The sequence below is a fragment of the Sulfitobacter sp. G21635-S1 genome (genome assembly GCF_027213915.1).
Taxonomy (GTDB): domain Bacteria; phylum Pseudomonadota; class Alphaproteobacteria; order Rhodobacterales; family Rhodobacteraceae; genus Sulfitobacter.
In genome coordinates this window covers 16903-33938 of record NZ_JAPWGV010000040.1, presented here as the reverse complement: position 1 = coordinate 33938, position 17036 = coordinate 16903, and the positions used below count along the sequence as shown (strand labels likewise).

15 protein-coding genes are annotated in these 17036 nt (G+C 63.7%); 9 read left to right on the top strand and 6 right to left on the bottom strand.

What is annotated here, in order from left to right:
- Nucleotides 1-352: 352 nt before the first annotated feature.
- The 3 genes from lon to tgt all read right to left on the bottom strand — a co-directional run bounded on the left by lon (nt 353) and on the right by tgt (nt 5509).
- The gene (gene lon / locus O4H53_RS25435; protein WP_269367722.1) at nt 353-2764 is read right to left on the bottom strand and encodes an endopeptidase La; all 2412 of its coding nucleotides are present in this window, start codon (nt 2762-2764) and stop codon (nt 353-355) included.
- Between the two features lie 274 nt (nt 2765-3038).
- The gene (locus O4H53_RS25430) at nt 3039-4136 is read right to left on the bottom strand and encodes an alkene reductase (RefSeq protein WP_269367721.1); all 1098 of its coding nucleotides are present in this window, start codon (nt 4134-4136) and stop codon (nt 3039-3041) included.
- Between the two features lie 245 nt (nt 4137-4381).
- Entirely contained in the window at nt 4382-5509 is a 1128-nt protein-coding gene (gene tgt / locus O4H53_RS25425) for a tRNA guanosine(34) transglycosylase Tgt (RefSeq protein ID WP_269367720.1), read from the bottom strand.
- Between the two features lie 117 nt (nt 5510-5626).
- On the opposite strand from tgt, the gene O4H53_RS25420 reads away from it, so the two are divergent.
- The 8 genes from O4H53_RS25420 to O4H53_RS25385 all read left to right on the top strand — a co-directional run bounded on the left by O4H53_RS25420 (nt 5627) and on the right by O4H53_RS25385 (nt 12865).
- Nucleotides 5627-6514 carry an SPFH domain-containing protein gene (locus O4H53_RS25420; RefSeq protein WP_443069640.1) on the top strand — a complete coding sequence of 296 codons (888 nt, stop codon included), beginning with the start codon at nt 5627-5629 and terminating at the stop codon, nt 6512-6514.
- Nucleotides 6514-6789 carry an NfeD family protein gene (locus tag O4H53_RS25415; RefSeq protein WP_269367718.1) on the top strand — a complete coding sequence of 92 codons (276 nt, stop codon included), beginning with the start codon at nt 6514-6516 and terminating at the stop codon, nt 6787-6789. The genes O4H53_RS25420 and O4H53_RS25415 overlap by 1 nt, the downstream gene beginning before the upstream one ends.
- A gap of 42 nt (nt 6790-6831) precedes the next feature.
- Nucleotides 6832-8502, top strand: coding sequence for a mechanosensitive ion channel family protein (locus O4H53_RS25410; protein WP_269367717.1), 1671 nt, complete (start codon nt 6832-6834; stop codon nt 8500-8502).
- 51 nt (nt 8503-8553) lie between these two features.
- Nucleotides 8554-9933, top strand: coding sequence for a 30S ribosomal protein S6--L-glutamate ligase (gene rimK, locus O4H53_RS25405; RefSeq protein WP_269367716.1), 1380 nt, complete (start codon nt 8554-8556; stop codon nt 9931-9933).
- A gap of 402 nt (nt 9934-10335) precedes the next feature.
- Complete coding sequence (locus O4H53_RS25400) at nt 10336-10698, top strand: SUF system Fe-S cluster assembly protein (RefSeq protein WP_114275625.1); 363 nt, start codon at nt 10336-10338, stop codon at nt 10696-10698.
- A gap of 118 nt (nt 10699-10816) precedes the next feature.
- The gene (locus tag O4H53_RS25395) at nt 10817-12028 is read left to right on the top strand and encodes a glycerophosphodiester phosphodiesterase family protein (protein WP_269367715.1); all 1212 of its coding nucleotides are present in this window, start codon (nt 10817-10819) and stop codon (nt 12026-12028) included.
- Between the two features lie 151 nt (nt 12029-12179).
- A complete protein-coding gene (locus tag O4H53_RS25390) occupies nt 12180-12542 on the top strand; it encodes a HesB/IscA family protein (protein ID WP_269367714.1) in 363 nt (120 codons plus the stop codon).
- Nucleotides 12539-12865, top strand: coding sequence for a TfoX/Sxy family protein (locus O4H53_RS25385; RefSeq protein ID WP_269367713.1), 327 nt, complete (start codon nt 12539-12541; stop codon nt 12863-12865). The genes O4H53_RS25390 and O4H53_RS25385 overlap by 4 nt, the downstream gene beginning before the upstream one ends.
- 106 nt (nt 12866-12971) lie before the next feature.
- Here the strand turns inward: O4H53_RS25385 and O4H53_RS25380 are convergent, their stop codons facing one another.
- The gene (locus O4H53_RS25380) at nt 12972-13904 is read right to left on the bottom strand and encodes an isopenicillin N synthase family dioxygenase (RefSeq protein ID WP_269367712.1); all 933 of its coding nucleotides are present in this window, start codon (nt 13902-13904) and stop codon (nt 12972-12974) included.
- A 96-nt stretch (nt 13905-14000) separates the two neighbouring features.
- On the opposite strand from O4H53_RS25380, the gene tpiA reads away from it, so the two are divergent.
- On the top strand, nt 14001-14744 hold the full coding sequence (tpiA, locus tag O4H53_RS25375) for a triose-phosphate isomerase (RefSeq protein WP_269367711.1): 744 nt from the start codon (nt 14001-14003) through the stop codon (nt 14742-14744).
- A gap of 154 nt (nt 14745-14898) precedes the next feature.
- On the opposite strand, the gene O4H53_RS25370 is transcribed toward tpiA, so the two are convergent.
- Together O4H53_RS25370 and O4H53_RS25365 are read right to left on the bottom strand one after the other, a co-directional pair.
- Nucleotides 14899-16275 carry a TRAP transporter large permease gene (locus tag O4H53_RS25370; RefSeq protein WP_269367710.1) on the bottom strand — a complete coding sequence of 459 codons (1377 nt, stop codon included), beginning with the start codon at nt 16273-16275 and terminating at the stop codon, nt 14899-14901.
- A gap of 4 nt (nt 16276-16279) precedes the next feature.
- On the bottom strand, nt 16280-16960 hold the full coding sequence (locus O4H53_RS25365) for a TRAP transporter small permease (RefSeq protein ID WP_269367709.1): 681 nt from the start codon (nt 16958-16960) through the stop codon (nt 16280-16282).
- Nucleotides 16961-17036 lie beyond the last annotated feature (76 nt).

Sequence of the window (17036 nt, the reverse complement as noted above, 5' to 3'; positions counted from 1 at the left end):
CCGCCCCCCCCGCCCCGCCCCCCCCCCCCCCCCCCCCGCCCGCCGCCCCCCCCCCCCCCCGCGCGCGTGCAGGAACGTGCTTTTTCAGCAGCCTCACGCCCCGATGTGGATCGGGGCGCTTTGGTGTTTCGTCAGGCGCGGAGCTTAGAGCGCCCGACCTTAAACCTGTGACACGAATACCCTGCCGCGCCTGCGGCGCTCTCGGGACATCCGTGTCACAGGATGGTTCTGGTGAAAGGCCGGACGCTTTGACGCGCCCGACCTTGAACTTGAGACACGAATGCCCTGCCGCGCCTGCGGCGCTCTCGGGACATCCGTGTCACAGGATGGTTCTGGTGAAAGGCCGGACGCTTTAATGCGCGGTGGCGCTGTCGCCGGAGCCTTTTTGCGAGGCCAGGCTGGCCGCAGCGGCGGCGTCCTCGGCCTCCTGATCCCATTCGATGGGTTCAGGAACCGACACCAGCGCGTGTTTCAGAACCTCCGACACGTGGCTGACGGGGATGATGGTCAGCCCCTCTTTCACGTTGTCGGGGATATCCGGCAGGTCCTTCTCGTTCTCCTCGGGGATCAGCACCGTGGTGATGCCACCCCGCAGGGCCGCGAGCAGTTTCTCCTTCAGCCCGCCGATGGCAGAGGCATTGCCGCGCAGCGTGACCTCGCCGGTCATGGCGATGTCCTTGCGCACCGGGATCTGCGTCAGCACCGACACGATGGCCGTGACCATGGCCAGACCGGCGCTCGGCCCGTCCTTGGGCGTGGCCCCGTCCGGTACGTGAACGTGGATGTCCAGCGTGTCGAAGCGCGGCGGCTTGACCCCGATCTTCGGACTGATCGACCGCACATAGCTGGAGGCCGCGTCGATGGATTCCTTCATCACATCGCCCAGCTTCCCGGTGGTCTTCATCCGCCCCTTGCCCGGCAGGCGCAGCGCTTCGATCTGAAGCAATTCGCCCCCGACAGAGGTATAGGCAAGGCCGGTCACCACGCCGATCTGGTCTTCCTTCTCGGCCAGGCCATAGCGGTGTTTGCGCACGCCCAGGAATTCCTCAAGGTTGTCGCCGGTCACGGTGATGCTCTCGGCCTCCTTGCGGATGATCTTGGTCAGCGACTTGCGCGCCACCTTGGCGATCTCCCGCTCCAGGTTCCGCACGCCTGCCTCACGGGTGTAATAGCGGATCATGCCGGTCAGCGCGGAATCCTCGATCGAGAATTCCTTGGCCTTGAGGCCGTGGTTCTTGATCTGCTTGGCCACCAGATGCTGTTTGGCAATCTCGCGCTTCTCGTCCTCGGTGTAGCCGGACAGCGGAATGATCTCCATCCGGTCCAGCAGCGGCCCCGGCATGTTGTAGCTGTTCGATGTGGTCAGGAACATCACGTTGCTGAGGTCATATTCGACCTCCAGATAGTGATCCACAAAGGTGGAGTTCTGTTCCGGGTCCAGCACCTCAAGCATGGCCGACGCCGGGTCACCCCGGAAATCCTGCCCCATCTTGTCGATTTCATCTAGCAGGATCAGCGGGTTGGTGGTTTTCGCCTTTTTCAGCGCCTGGATGATCTTGCCGGGCATGGAGCCGATATAGGTCCGGCGGTGGCCGCGGATCTCGCTCTCGTCACGCACGCCGCCAAGGGAGATGCGGATGAACTCGCGCCCGGTGGCCTTGGCCACGCTCTTGCCCAGCGAGGTCTTGCCCACGCCCGGAGGGCCGACAAGGCACATGATCGGGCCTTTCAGCTTGCTGGAGCGCTGCTGCACGGCCAGATATTCAACGATCCGCTCCTTGACCTTCTCAAGGCCGTAGTGGTCGTCGTCCAGCACCTTCTGCGCCTTGCCAAGATCCTTTTTCACGCGGCTTTTCACGCCCCATGGAATGGAGAGCATCCAGTCGAGGTAATTGCGCACCACGGTTGCTTCGGCGGACATCGGGCTCATGTTCTTGAGCTTCTTGATCTCTGCCTCGGCCTTTTCGCGGGCTTCCTTGCTCAGCTTGGTCTCGGCGATCTTGGCTTCCAGCTCGGCAACTTCGTTCTTGCCGTCCTCGCCATCGCCCAGCTCCTGCTGGATCGCCTTCATCTGTTCGTTCAGATAATATTCGCGCTGGGTCCGCTCCATCTGCGACTTCACGCGGGTCTTGATCTTTTTCTCGACCTGCAGAACCGACATTTCGCCCTGCATCAGCCCATAGACCTTTTCCAGCCGTTCGGAGACCGAGAGCGTTTCAAGCAGGTCCTGCTTCTGCTCCACTTCGATGCCCAGATGGCCCGCAACCAGATCGGCCAGCCGCGCAGGCTCTGCCGACTCGCCCACGGCGGTCAGCGCCTCGTCCGGCACGTTCTTCTTGACCTTGGCATAACGTTCGAATTCATCGGCCACGGTCTTGATCAGCGCCTGCGTGGTCGCGGCATCGCCCGGCATCTCTGTCAGATACTCGGCACGGGCCTCAAAGAAGTTCTCGTTTTCGAGGTATTCGGTGATGCGCACCCGCGCCTGACCTTCGACCAGCACCTTGACGGTGCCATCGGGCAGTTTCAGCAGCTGCAGCACATTGGCCAGCACACCCGCCTTGAAAATACCGGTGCTTTCGGGATCGTCCTCGCCCGGGTCAACCTGGCTCGACAGCAGAATCTGCTTGTCGTCGGACATCACTTCTTCCAGGGCGCGCACGGATTTCTCGCGACCGACAAACAGCGGCACGATCATATGTGGGAACACCACGATGTCGCGCAGCGGCAATACCGGGTAAGAAGCGTTCAATGGCTCTAACATGCTCTTTTCCTTTACTAGCAAGACGAAAAGGTCCCTGATTAGGCAACCGCCTCCGTCTCCTGACATGGGGTGGATATGGAGATCTGCCCCGCCTGTTTCAATCCCTTCCGCGGGCTTTGCGTCATCATCGCCTGCCTGTCCGGTCATGGCAACCGGGGTTTTTACAGGAATGTAACGCAAAATGAACGAAAGGCCCTGCCCGCGCAACATATGTCGCGCTGCGCGGGCATCATAACGCATCTGACCGCGCGTTGCGCCGCGCGGTCAGGCATCGTCACTCCGCCGCTTGCGCGACCGCTGCGGGATAGTCGGTATATCCTTCGCGACCGCCGCCGTAATAGGTGCTCTGATCACCCTCTGCGAGGGGCAGATCGCGCTCGTAACGTGCCACCAGATCGGGGTTGGCAATGAACGGACGGCCAATGGCGATGAAATCCGCATGACCCTCTGCGACGGCTTTCAGCGCCATCTCCCGGTCATAGCCGTTGTTGGCCATATAGGGCCCCTCGAACAGCTTGCGCAGCCTGTCGATGCTCTGCCCCTCCTGCAAGGCGCGGGATCCGCCGGTGGCGCCCTCGACCAGGTGCAGATAGGCCAGACCAAAGCGGTTCAGCGCCTTGATCACATATTCGAAGGTTTCCTGCGGGTTGTCGTCGCTGATCCCGTTGGCCGGAGAGAACGGCGACAGGCGCAGGCCCACACGGTCCCCGCCCCAGACCCTGGTGACGGCCTCCATCACCTCAAGCAGCAGCCGGGCGCGGTTTTCCACCGACCCGCCATAGGCGTCGTCGCGGTGGTTGCTGCCGGTCTTCAGGAACTGGTCCAGCAGATAGCCGTTGGCGCCATGCACCTCGACCCCGTCAAAGCCTGCCTCATGGGCCATCGCCGCCGCATGGGCGTAATCGGCGACGATCCGGGGCATTTCCGCAAGCTCCAGCGCGCGCGGGTCAGACGTGTTTTCAAACCCTTTCGCGGTAAAGGTCTTGCTGCCCGCATTCAGCGCCGAGGGGGCAACCGGCGGCTGGCCGTCGGGTTGCAGCGAGGTATGGCTGATGCGCCCGACGTGCCAGAGCTGCACGACGATCTTGCCGCCTGCTTCGTGCACCGCATCCGTCACCCGACGCCAGGCAGCAGCCTGACCGGGGGTGTGGATGCCGGGGGTCTGCAGGTAACCCTTGCCCTCGGGGCTGATCTGGGTCGCCTCGGTGATGATGATGCCGGCACCGGCGCGCTGGCGGTAGTAATCGACATGCATGTCACTGACCTCGCCGGTGACATTGTCGGCGCGGTTGCGGGTCAGCGGTGCCATCGCGATCCGGTTACCGGCCTCGATGGCCCCGGCCTTCGCGGGGGTGAAAAGCGGTTGTGTCATTGTGGGAGTCCTTGATGAAGGTGGTGTCGGAAATGACAGCTAATGCGCCCCTGCGCCGCTGCAAGACCTTGAAATTTCCGCGCCGCGATCACAAGACGCGGCAATCCGAAACATGAAGAAAGACGCGTAGGTCACTTTATTCAAAAGACAATTCATGAATGCGATCGCTTGCCGACCCATGAAACGGTTTGACAAGGCCCCGGCCAACTCGCCCTCGCGCGCCCGCCGCATACAGCCCGTCCCCTTCACAGCGGGTCGATATCGCCCTGCGCACGGGTGGCATGGAAATCCGCCTGCCAGGCCGCGAAAGTGCCCGCCGCGATGGCGCCGCGCATCCCGGCCATGATGTCCTGAAAATAATGCAGGTTATGCCAGGTCAGCAGCATCGAGCTGATGATCTCCTGACTGCGGAAGACGTGATGCAGATAGGCCCGCGAATAGGTGCGGCAGGCCGGACAGCTGCAGTTTTCGTCCAGCGGGCGCGGATCATCCGCGTGGCGCGCGTTCTTGATGTTCAGCACGCCGAGCCGGGTGAAGACCTGCCCGGTGCGCCCCGACCGCGACGGCAGCACGCAATCCATCATGTCGATGCCCCGCGCCACCGCCCCCACGATGTCATCAGGCTTGCCCACGCCCATCAGGTAACGCGGCTTGTCCTCGGGCAGCTGGTCCGGCGCATAGTCCAGACAATCGAACATCGCCGCCTGCCCCTCGCCCACCGCCAGGCCACCCACCGCATAGCCGTCAAAGCCGATCTCGCGCAGCGCCTCGGCGCTCTGCTGGCGCAGATCGCGTTCCAGCCCGCCCTGCTGGATGCCAAAGAGCGCGTGGCCGGGGCGGTCGCCAAAGGCCTCCTTCGACCGCTTCGCCCACCGCATCGACAATTCCATGCTTTCCGCGATCCGGTCCCGCGACGCGGGCAGCGCCGGGCATTCGTCGAAACACATCACGATGTCGGAGCCCAGCAGCGCCTGGATCTCCATCGAGCGTTCCGGCGTGATCTCGTGGCGCGACCCGTCGATATGGCTCTTGAAGGTCACCCCGCGCTCGGTCAGCTTGCGCAGCTCGGCAAGGCTCATCACCTGAAAACCACCTGAATCTGTCAGGATCGGCCCCGACCAGTTCATGAACTTGTGCAGCCCGCCCAGACGCGCCACCCGCTTCGCCGTGGGGCGCAGCATCAGATGATAGGTATTGCCCAGCAGGATGTCGGCCCCGGTGGCGGCCACGCTTTCGGGCATCATCGCCTTGACCGTGGCGGCCGTGCCCACCGGCATGAAGGCCGGCGTGCGGATGTCGCCCCGCGTGGTGCGGATCACCCCGGTGCGCGCCTTGCCATCGCTGGCCTTTATGTCAAAGCTGACCTGGCTCATCTGCCGTCTCCCTGCAATCTCAGCAGGCGGATACCCCCTTGCGGTGAAACTTGCAATTCGCCCGAAAAATGCTCAGATGAAACATCACGCGCCCTTACAAGGATTGATCCTTTGGACATCGAGAACCTGATCGTCGGATTGCTGGAAAACAACCTGGCATATCTGTTGCTGGCCGCACTTGTCGTCATCGTCATCTTCAAGGCGGTCAAGATCGTGCCCCAGTCCGAACAGCATGTGGTCGAACGCTTTGGCCGCTTGCGCAAGGTGATGGGACCGGGGATCAACCTGATCGTGCCTTTCATCGACCGGATCGCACACCGGGTGTCGATACTCGAACGCCAGCTGCCCACCGCCAGCCAGGATGCGATCACCCGCGACAACGTGCTGACGCAGGTGGATACCTCCGTCTTCTACCGCATCACCGAACCGGAAAAGACCGTCTACCGCATCCGCGACGTGGACAGCGCGATTTCCACCACGGTTGCGGGGATCGTCCGGGCCGAGATCGGCAAGATGGATCTGGACGAGGTGCAGGCAAACCGTTCCTCGCTGATCACCACCATCAAGGCCAATGTCGAGGACGCCGTGGACAACTGGGGGATCGAGGTGACGCGGGCCGAGATTCTGGATGTGAACCTCGATACCGCCACCCGCGCCGCGATGATGCAGCAGCTCAACGCCGAACGCGCCCGCCGCGCCCAGGTGACCGAGGCCGAGGGCAAGAAACGCGCCGTTGAACTGGCCGCCGACGCCGAGCTTTATGCCTCGGAACAGACCGCCAAGGCGCGCCGCGTGCTGGCCGAGGCCGAAGCCTATGCCACCCAGGTCGTGGCCCAGGCGATCAACGAAAACGGGCTGGAGGCCGCGCAATACCAGATTGCCCTGAAGCAGGTGGAAGCGCTGAACGGCATGGGCTCGGGCGAAGGCAACCAGACCATCATCGTCCCGGCCGAGGCGCTGGCCGCCTTTGGCGATGCCTTCAAACTGCTGAAAGGGCGCGGCTGATGGAGGCCTATCTGACACTCTGGTGGGTCTGGATCTGCATCGCGCTGGCGCTTGGCGTGCTTGAACTGCTGGCACCGGGCTTCATCTTTCTGGGCTTTGCCCTGGGGGCGCTGGCAATGGCGGGCCTTGTGCTGATCCTGCCGGCCATTGACATTCCTGCCCTGCTCGCGCTCTTTGCCATCCTGTCGCTTGTGGGCTGGATCATCCTGCGCTTTGCATTCCGCCACCAGTCCAGCGGTGCGCGGATCGTCACCCACGACATCAACGACAACTGACGCAGGACTTGACCAAAGGCAGGGCGGGCTAGTTTCCTGTCGATGCATCAGGTCGTTCTGAAACCCTTCCTGCGGACCCTCGCCGCCGCCCTGGCGGCCTGTCTGATCTGGCTGGCCCCTGCCGCCATTGCGCAGGAGCCTTGGTTCGAGCAGGACAGCCTGAACGCCGGCATGGCGGCACCCCCCGCCACGCTGGACCGCGCCACGCCGATGGCCGCGATGGAAACCTTCCTCTACCTCGCGGAACACGGCCATTTCAGCGTCGCCGCGCATCTGCTGGATCTGTCGGACGTGGCATTGGCCGATCAGCAAAGCATCGGCACCGAACGCGCGCGGATGCTGTCGGTGATCCTGGAACGCAAGGTGGTGATCCCCTGGTCCTCGCTCGAAGACCGGCCGGACGGCTGGCTCTCCGGCAATTCAGAGGACAATGACACCGGCCGCGAACGCCGCTCCATCCTGATCGACCGGATGGAACGCGGCGGCCATCTGGTGCCCTTGCGGCTGAACCGGATCAAGGCGGCAGACACCAAGGAACCCGTCTGGGTGTTCTCGCGGCAAAGCGTGGACAACATTCCCGCACTCTACGCGCTTTACGGGCCGACCGATCTGGAACTGGCTCTGCCGGAATGGCTGCGCACACCCGCCTTCTGGGGCATGTTCCTCTGGGAGGTGCTGTTCCTGCCACTGGTGGCGCTGGCCGCGCTGATCGTCGCTGCCCTGGCCTTCCGGATACTGCGCAGACTGGGCGAAACCGCCCGGCGGCGCGGTGCCCGGTTCCTCGCGCGCTCGCTGAAATGGCCCGCGGCCATCACCATCTTTGCCGCCATCATCGGCACCGCAACCAGCCGGGTGCTGGTGGTGACGGGCATCATCGACGCGGTGGTCTCGCCGCTGGTGCTGATCTCTTACGTGGTGGCGATCACCCTGGCGGTGGTGCTGGTGATCGACGAGGTCTTCGACCGCATCAGCGTCTCCACCGCGACCGAGCTTGCGGACCCGCAGAATGCCCATCTGCGCGCCGTGGCCACAACCATTTCCGCCGCGCGCAAGTTTGTCATCGTCATCGCGACCCTCGCCGCCTCGGGCGTCGTGCTCAGCTCCATCACCGCCTATGGCACCCTTGGCATCTCGTTGCTGGCCTCTGCCGGGGCGCTGACCATCGTGCTGGGCTTTGCCGCCCGCGAAGTGCTCGGCAATATCCTGGCCTCGGTGCAGATCGCGCTCAACCGCTCGGCGCGGATCGGTGACCAGCTGATGTTCAAAGGGCATTTCTGCACGGTGGAGCGGATTGATTTCACCTATGTGCAGCTGATGATCTGGAACGGCACCCGGCTGATCGTACCGGTCAGCACCTTTGTGTCGGACCCCTTCGAGAACTGGTCGATCGAAGAGCCCGAAATGGTCCGCCCCATCGAACTGACCCTGGCCCATGGTGCCGACGTGGAGCGCCTGCGGCAGGTGTTCCTCGATCTGCTGAGCTACGAAGACCCTTCCGATGTCTCCCCGATGGAGCGCGCCAGGGTCAATGTGACCGGACAGGACGCCATCGGCATCAAGGTCCGCTTCGAATTGCCGACCGCGAATCCGGCCACTTTCTGGGATGTGGAGTGCCGCCTGCGCGAAGCCCTGCTGGCCGAGGCCGCGCGCATCGAACGCGAGACCGGCGCGCGGATTTTTCCGATCCTGCCGCCGGACGTAACACCAGCTTGAAGCCCGCCGGGCAAGCCGCTAGGCAGGCCGCGCAGCAGCAGGAGAAACGCCGTGAACGAACTGAATTTCGGATGGGAGGAATGGGTCTCCCTGCCCGATCTGGGCCTGCCCGCCATCAAGGCCAAGGTCGACACCGGCGCGCGCACCTCTGCGCTGCATGCCCATGACATCGAAACCTTCGGCTCTGCCGCGAAACCCAAGGTCCGTTTCAACGTGCATCCGATTCCGGGGCGCGAGGACATCTCCATCACCTGCTCTGCCCCGCTGATCGACCGGCGCGAGGTCACCTCCTCGAACGGCGAAAGCGAACAGCGGCTGGTCATCGCCTCCACGCTTGAGGTCGGCGGCCAGAGCTGGCCCATCGAAATCACCCTGACCAACCGGGCGGGCTTGACCAGCCGCATGTTGCTGGGCCGTCAGGCGCTGGGGGATCATATCATCATTTCCCCCACGGAGCGGCGGCTGCAGCCCGACCTCAGCTATGATGTCTATCATTCCGCAAAGGTGCGCCATGCCGCCCCCGTCCGCGCCCTGCGCATCGCGGTGCTCAGCCGCGAGGACAATTATTCCACCCGCCGTCTGGTCGAGGCCGGCGAGGCGCGCGGCCATACCGTGGAGGTCATCGACACCACCCGCTGCTACATGGCGATCAATTCTCTGGCGCCCGAAGTGCATTATGACGGCAAGCGCCTGCCCCGCTATGACGCGGTGATCCCGCGCATCGGGGCTTCCGTCACACCCTATGGCTGCGCCGTGATCCGGCAGTTCGAAACCATCGGCACCTATTGCGTGAACGGCTCGGCAGGCATCCTTGCCAGCCGCGACAAGCTGCACGCCCATCAGGTGCTGGCGGGCAAGAAGATCGGCATGCCCACCACCGCCTTTGCCGCCTCGCCCAAGGACACCTCCAACCTGATGGCGCTGGTCGGCTCCGCGCCGCTGATCGTGAAACTGCTGGAATCGACGCAAGGAAAAGGCGTGGTGCTGGCCGAAACCAAAAAGGCCGCCGAATCCGTGATCGACGCGTTCCGGGGCCTCAAGGCGAATTTTCTGGTGCAGAATTTCGTGAAAGAGGCGGCAGGCGAAGACATCCGCTGTCTGGTGGTCGCGGGCAAGGTTGTCGCGGCGATGAAACGCACCGGGGCGGAGGGCGATTTCCGGTCCAATCTGCACCGCGGCGGCTCGGCCAAGGTCGTGCGCATCTCGAAAGAGGAACGCGACACCGCCGTCCGCGCCGCCCGCGCCTTTGGCCTGGGCAAGGCAGGCGTGGACCTGCTGCGCTCCGAAAGCGGGCCAAAGGTGCTGGAGGTCAATTCCTCCCCCGGTTTCGAAGGCATCGAAAAGGCCACCGGCAAGGACATCGTCGGCAAGGTCTACGACGAGATCGAAGCAAGGGTGAAACCGCAGCCGGTGCGCCGGCGCAAGGCGTAATCGGGAACGGCCCGGAGCGGGCATGCGCAGCAGGCGCAGCCAATGGCAACGATGGGGCCCTGGGTGACATGAGGCGTCGGCCGGGTATCGCCCGACCTGGAGGGCGTTCCGAACCTATGAGTGGTAGAGAACATCTCAGCCCGCAGGCCGGTCATGGCTTGGAGGAGGCTGCAAAATCGCCCTCCGGGGGGAGGTCGGGCGATGCCCGGCTGACGCCGGGCGGGGGCGCTTGGGGCTATGCACCGCGCCAATGGCACGGCAGCAAAGCCCCCATACCCGACCTCTGCGCAAACCACGGCGAACGTCCGCAACCCCGCCCAGCCTGCTGCACCACCTCCCCCCACTGGACGCCGCGCCATGCTATCCCTATATAAACAGTCAGGAACCAGATCAGAGGCCGACATGACCGACAACACCCAACCGCTCGAAGGCACACCGCTGATTGCGCCCTCCAGCACCGATCACCCGCTCTACGATCAGGTGGTCGAGGCCTGTCGCACAGTCTATGACCCTGAAATCCCGGTGAATATCTATGAACTGGGCCTGATCTACACCATCGACATCGACACCGAAAACGCGGTGGACATCAAGATGTCGCTGACCGCTCCCGGCTGCCCTGTGGCCGGTGAGATGCCCGGCTGGGTCGCGGATGCGATCGAACCGCTGCCCGGTGTCAAACAGGTCAATGTGGAACTGGTCTGGGAGCCGCCCTGGGGCATGGACATGATGTCAGACGAGGCGCGGCTCGAACTGGGCTTCATGTGACACAAAGAAACCGGCAGGTGTCGTGAAACCGTCACCCGCCTGTCACAGAGGCTTCGTCATACCGTTACAGGCTGCCGTCAGAAGGGACGCGACGACACCCTGAATTTACGGAGCTTCCATGCGCAGTCTCGCAGCCCTCGCGGCCCTTTCCCTCATCCCGCTCGCAGCCCAGGCCGAAGACCACCTGGCCGCCAATGGCTACGGCTATGGTCCCCGCCCGGCCTTCCTGGTCTCCCGGCTTGCCGATGGCGATCTCAAGTCCCGGCTGACCGCCTGCCTGGGCCAGCAGGCCGAACCGACGCTGTTCTCCATCGGCCACCGGGGCGCGCCGATGATGTTTCCCGAACATACCATAGAATCCAATGTCGCCGCCGCCGGCATGGGTGCCGGCATCCTGGAATGCGACGTGACCTTCACCGCCGATCACGAGCTGGTCTGCCGTCACGCGCAGAACGACCTGCATACCACCACAAACATCCTGACCACCGATCTTGCGGCCAAATGCACCACCGGTTTCACCCCCGCCACGGCGGACACGCCTGCCAATGCCGAATGCCGCACCTCCGATCTGACACTGGCGGAATTCCGCAGCCTTGCCCCCAAGATGGACAGCGCCGACAAATCCGCCACCACGGCCGAAGCCTATCAGGGCGGTATCGCGGGCTGGCGCACGGATCTCTATTCCGCTGGCGCCCGGACCATGACCCATGCCGAGTCGATTGCGCTTTTCGCCTCGCTGGGTGCCCGGTTCACGCCGGAACTGAAATCTCCCGCCGTCGAAATGCCGCATGAGGGTTTCACCCAGGCGGATTACGCGCAGAAGATGATCGATGAATACAAGGCCGCCGGCATCCCGGCCTCCGATGTCTGGGCGCAGTCGTTCAACCTCGATGACGTGATGTACTGGATTGAAAACGAACCCGAATTCGGCGCACAGGCGGTCTATCTCGTGGAATGGTCCGAAGGCTTCGACGAACAGAACCCCGAGACCTGGGCTCAGGATTTTGCCGCGCTCAAGGCCGCGGGTGTCAATTACATCGGTGCCTCGCTGAACATGCTGCTGACAAACGCGGATGGCACGCTGGCGGCCTCCGATTATGCCAGGGCCGCGCGGGACGCCGGGATCACCCTGATCGCCTGGACCCTGGAACGCTCCGGACCGCTGGCATCGGGCGGCGGCTGGTACTTCCAGTCGGTGAACGACATCATCACCGATGACAGCGATTACCTCGTCGCGCTCGACGTGCTTGCACAGGATGTAAAGGTCGCGGGCGTCTTCTCTGACTGGCCTGCCACCGTCACATTCTACGCCAACTGCATGGGTCTGTAACGCCCCACCCCGTCCCCAAGGGACCCGCGCAGCAGGCCGCCTCCATCCCCCCGGAGGCGGCCATTTTGCTGCAGCGCGCACCGTTTTCCCGCAGACCGCTTGAGAATGCCGCGCAAGGCTCCTATCTTTGTCCCAACAGGAGAAAACACCCATGTTCGGCATTCCCGGAAAACAAGCTGTCACCATGACGCCCAGGGCGTCCGCCCAGATTTCCAAGCTGATGGCATCGGCAGGCCACGCGGGCCTGCGCATCGGCATCAAGAAGGGCGGCTGCGCGGGCATGGAATATACCATGGAATACGTCGATTCCCCCGACCCAAATGACGAGGTCGTGGAACAGGACGGTGCGCGGGTGATGATCGCGCCGATGGCGCAGATGTTCCTGTTCGGCACGGAAATCGACTATGAAACCACCCTGCTGGAAAGCGGGTTCAGGTTTTCCAACCCGAATGTGACCGAAGCCTGCGGCTGCGGCGAATCCATCAAGTTCGACGAGGCGCTCGGCGCGAAGTGAGCCTGGGCGCCGCGGATATCGACTTTGCCCGCGATCTGTTTTCGGAGATTCCAGACCTGGCCACCCGCCGCATGTTCGGCGGGCTGGGGATTTACTGCGGTGATACGATCTTTGCCCTGATGCTGTCGGACGGCCGTCTGATGCTCAAGGCCCAGGGCGGTTTCGCACAGCGGCTGGCGGGGGACGGGGCCGAACAATGGACCTATACCCGCAAGAACGGTGCCAGTGCCGCCATGCCCTATTGGACCCTGCCCGAGGCCGCGATGGAAGATCCCGAACAGGCGCTGGCCCTCGCCCGCGACGCGATCGACGCGCTGCGTTAGGGGCCACGTTTCAAAGCGCCAGAGTGTCTGCATGCGGAGTTTGCAACCGTTCGCCACAATGCCCGGATGCCCTGCGTCCGGGCAGCACCCGATCCTCCCCCGGCGATCAGGCCTTGGCCAGGTGCAGGTAGGTCTCGTTATAGCGTTTCGCCAGATGGTCGCCTGCGCTGATCACCTGATCCGACCCCGGTGGCGCCACATTGGTTTCCCGCGCGGGGTTGAAGAACAGCGGCACCGAGATGCGCTCGGCGGTGCTGCCGATGACCCGGTGCGGCGTCGCGATCACCTTGCCATCGCTCCAGAACTGCAACATCTCGCCGAAGTTGATCACGAAGGCCCCCGGCGCCGCCGTGACAGGTATCCAGCCGCCGCCGCGTTTGCGCACCTCCAGCCCCGGTGTGCCATCGGTGGCCAGCAGCGTCAGGCAGCCGTAATCGGTATGGGTCGCGATGCCGAAATCCCTGGCCCCCGCCGATGCGGGCCTTTCGGGATAGTAATTGCCGCGCAGCAGCGCCATCGGCGCGTCAAAGGCCGCATCAAAGGCGTCGCGCCTCTGGCCGATGGCCTCCGCCACGCCGCGCAGCACTTCCAGACCCACGGCACAGGCATCCGTGTAATAGCTTTCAATCGTCTGACGAAAACCGGCGGGTGTGCCGGGCCAGATATTGGGCGCATAAAAGGGGTCTGCAAGGCGCGGATCACCCTCTGGTAGTGTCACGCCGCAATCAAAGACCTGTTTGTAATCCGGGTTGGCGTCCGGATCGACCTGCTCCGCACCGGACCGGCCCCAGCCCCGGTTCGACCCGGTGGTGGCCATGTCGGTCGCGGCTTTCTCCGCCTCCGGCAGTTTGAAGAAGGCGCGGTAGGTTTCGATCACCTGCGCGACCCGCTCGGGCGGCAATGCGGTGTTGTACACGGTGGCAAAGCCCACATCCGTGGCGGCGACCCGCATGGCATCAAGGGCGGCGGGGTCGCTGGTGCGCAGGGCCTGAAGGTCGATGCGGGGAATCAGCCCCGATGTCTCGCTGTGCTCATTCATGGGGCAAGCCTAGGTCGTGCTGACGCCATCGGCAAAGCCTTTCGTTGCCGCCCCGGGTGCCGACTGGTAAGTCTGTTCGAAAATCAGGAGAATTTCATGCGCCCCAAGATCGCCGCCGGTAACTGGAAGATGAACGGCACGCAATCCGCCCTCGACGAACTCGATGCTCTGGCCGCGATGCTGCCCGGCGGCGACACCCGCGTGGTGATCTGCCCGCCTGCCCCATTGCTGATCCCTGCCGTGGCGCGGGCAAAGGGCATCGCCATCGGCGCGCAGGATTGCCATGCGGCGGAAAAGGGCGCGCATACCGGCGATGTTTCCGCCGCGATGGTGGCGGACAGCGGTGCGGCCTATGTGATCCTTGGCCATTCCGAACGCCGGGCCGACCATGGCGAAAGCGACGCGGATGTCAGCGCAAAGATGCAGGCCGCCTGGGCTGCGGGGCTGACCGCGATCCTCTGCCTGGGCGAAAGCGAAGCGGACCGCGAGGCGGGGCGCACGCTGGAGGTGATCGGCGCGCAGCTGGCAGGCTCCCTGCCCGATGATGCCGGTGCTGAAAACACCGTTGTGGCCTATGAGCCGATCTGGGCCATCGGCACCGGCAAGGTGCCCACCCTGGAGCAGATCGTCGAGGTTCATGATTTCCTGCGCGCCGAGCTGACCGCGCGCTTTGGTGCGGACAGGGGCAATGTGATTGCGCTGCTCTATGGCGGGTCGGTCAAGGCCGCGAATGCCGCCACCATCTTTGAGGCGGAAAATGTCGATGGCGCGCTGGTCGGCGGGGCCAGCCTGAAGGCAAGTGATTTCGCCCCCATCGTGGCGGCGCTGGCGGCATCCTGAGCTTCCTGCTGCATGGGCCGTTCGACAGGCGCGCACGGCCCCCGCAAAAAAGGGTTCCCCGCGGGGAACCCAAATACTTGTTAACAGACATCTTTATTTGGTTAGCGCTGCGCGCGGAGGGGGCGGCGCACCGACGGGGTGCGCCGCCCGTTTGTCATTTCGTGATGATCTCCGGCCCCATCATCATCGTCGGCAACCAGGTCGAGATGATCGGGATATAGGTCACCATGATCAGGAAGACGAAGAGCACGGCGGTGAAGGGCAGCGCGGCCCTGACCACCTTCATCATCGGCATGTTCGCCACCCCGGAGGTCACAAAGAGGTTGAGCCCGACCGGTGGCGTGATCATCCCGATTTCCATGTTCACCACCATGATGATGCCAAGGTGGATCGGGTCGATGCCCAGTTCGATGGCAATCGGGAACACCAGCGGTGCCACGATGACCAGCAGGCCCGAGGGCTCCATGAACTGGCCGCCGATCAGCAGGATCACGTTGACGATGATCAGGAACATGATCGGACCAAAGCCCGCGTCCAGCATGATCGCGGAAATCCGCTGCGGGATCTGTTCGTCGGTCAGCACATGTTTCAGGATCAGCGCGTTGGCGATGATGAACATCAGCGTCACGGTCAGCTTGCCCGCGTCGAACAGGGTCCGCTTGGTGTCGGGGTGCCAGAACACGCTGAGGAGCGCCAGCGGCTTGCGCATCAGCGACAGGTTGCGCCCCTCGCCCTCCACATGCAGCGGCCCCATGTCGCGGTAGACGAAACTGGCGATCAGGAAGGCATAGATTGCCGCCACCGCTGCCGCCTCTGTCGGGGTGAAGATCCCGCCATAGATGCCGCCCAGGATGATCACGATCAGGAACAGGCCCCAGCCCGCTTCCCGGCCCGAGGCCCAGACTTCGCCCCAGCCGCGCCATTCGCCCTGCGGCAGTTTGCGCACCTTGGCCATGATGTAGATCGTGATCATCAGCATGGTGCCGGCCATCAGACCCGGGATCACCCCGGCCAGGAACATCCGGCCCACGGAGACATCGGTGGCCGAGGCATAGACCACCATCACGATGGAGGGCGGGATCAGGATGCCCAGGGTGCCCGCGTTGGCAATGACGCCAGCCGCGAATTCCTTGGTATAGCCGACCTGGCGCATCCCCGCGATGACGATGGAGCCGATGGCGACCACGGTCGCAGGGGAAGAGCCGGAAAGGGCGGCAAAGAGCATACAGGCAAAGACGCCCGCAATCGCCAGACCGCCCGGCAGGTGCCCCACAAGGGCGATGGAGAACCGGATGATCCGTTTCGCCACGCCGCCGGTGGACATGAAGCTGGAGGCGAGGATGAAGAAAGGGATCGCCAGCAGGGTATAGTGACCGGCCATCGCCTGAAACAGCGTCTGCGCAATGGAGGCAAGCGAGGTATCGGACAGGACCAGCAGGAACATGATGGAGGACATGCCGAGCGAGACCGCAATCGGCACCCCGATCAGCATCAGGCCCACGACCATTGCGAAAAGAATTGCTACTTCCATGGGATCAACGCTCCGCGTTCATGTGTTTGACGTCCTCGATGGCGTCTTCGGCCTCGTGGCTGACAATCAGACTGTCGGCATTGCCCTGCAGCAGACGGATGAACGCCTGGATGAAGCGGAACAACAGCAGCGCCATGCCGATGGGCAGGATTGCATAGGGAATGAAACGGGGCAGTTTGTCATAGCTTTCGCCCTCGTTCATCACCGGCTCGATGAAGCGCAGCCAGTCGGGCATGGGCAGATCGACAACCTCGTACCAGGCCTGATCGCGGCTGTTGGCAAAGCCGGTCGGGAACCAGCGGCCCGTGGTGGCATCGAGACCCGCGAAGGGGGCCCAGTAATCCCAGGCGCCTTTCATCAGAAACACCGCATAGATGATGCAGACCAGTCCCGCGATCAGGGCAAGCACCCGGCGCGCAGGCTTGTCAAAAAGGTTGATCACCGCGTCCACGCCCAGATGTGCGGTGACCTTGACCGCATAGCTGACGCCCAGGAGGACCAGCCAGGCAAACAGAAGCGTCACCGCCTCAAGCCCCCAGATCAGGCCCGTGTTGAAGCCGTAGCGCAGAACCACGTTGATGAATGTGATGAGTGTCATGAGCCCGAGGATCACGGCGATCGCCGTTTCCTCGAATTCGTGCACGAAGCGCCCCAGCCCCGTGCGTGGTTGGTAATGCGATGCCATCGCTCAGCCCTTCCGGAAAAATGCAGGTAAGGGGTGGCCGGTCGCCCTGACCGGGGCCGGCCACCCGCAAGACACG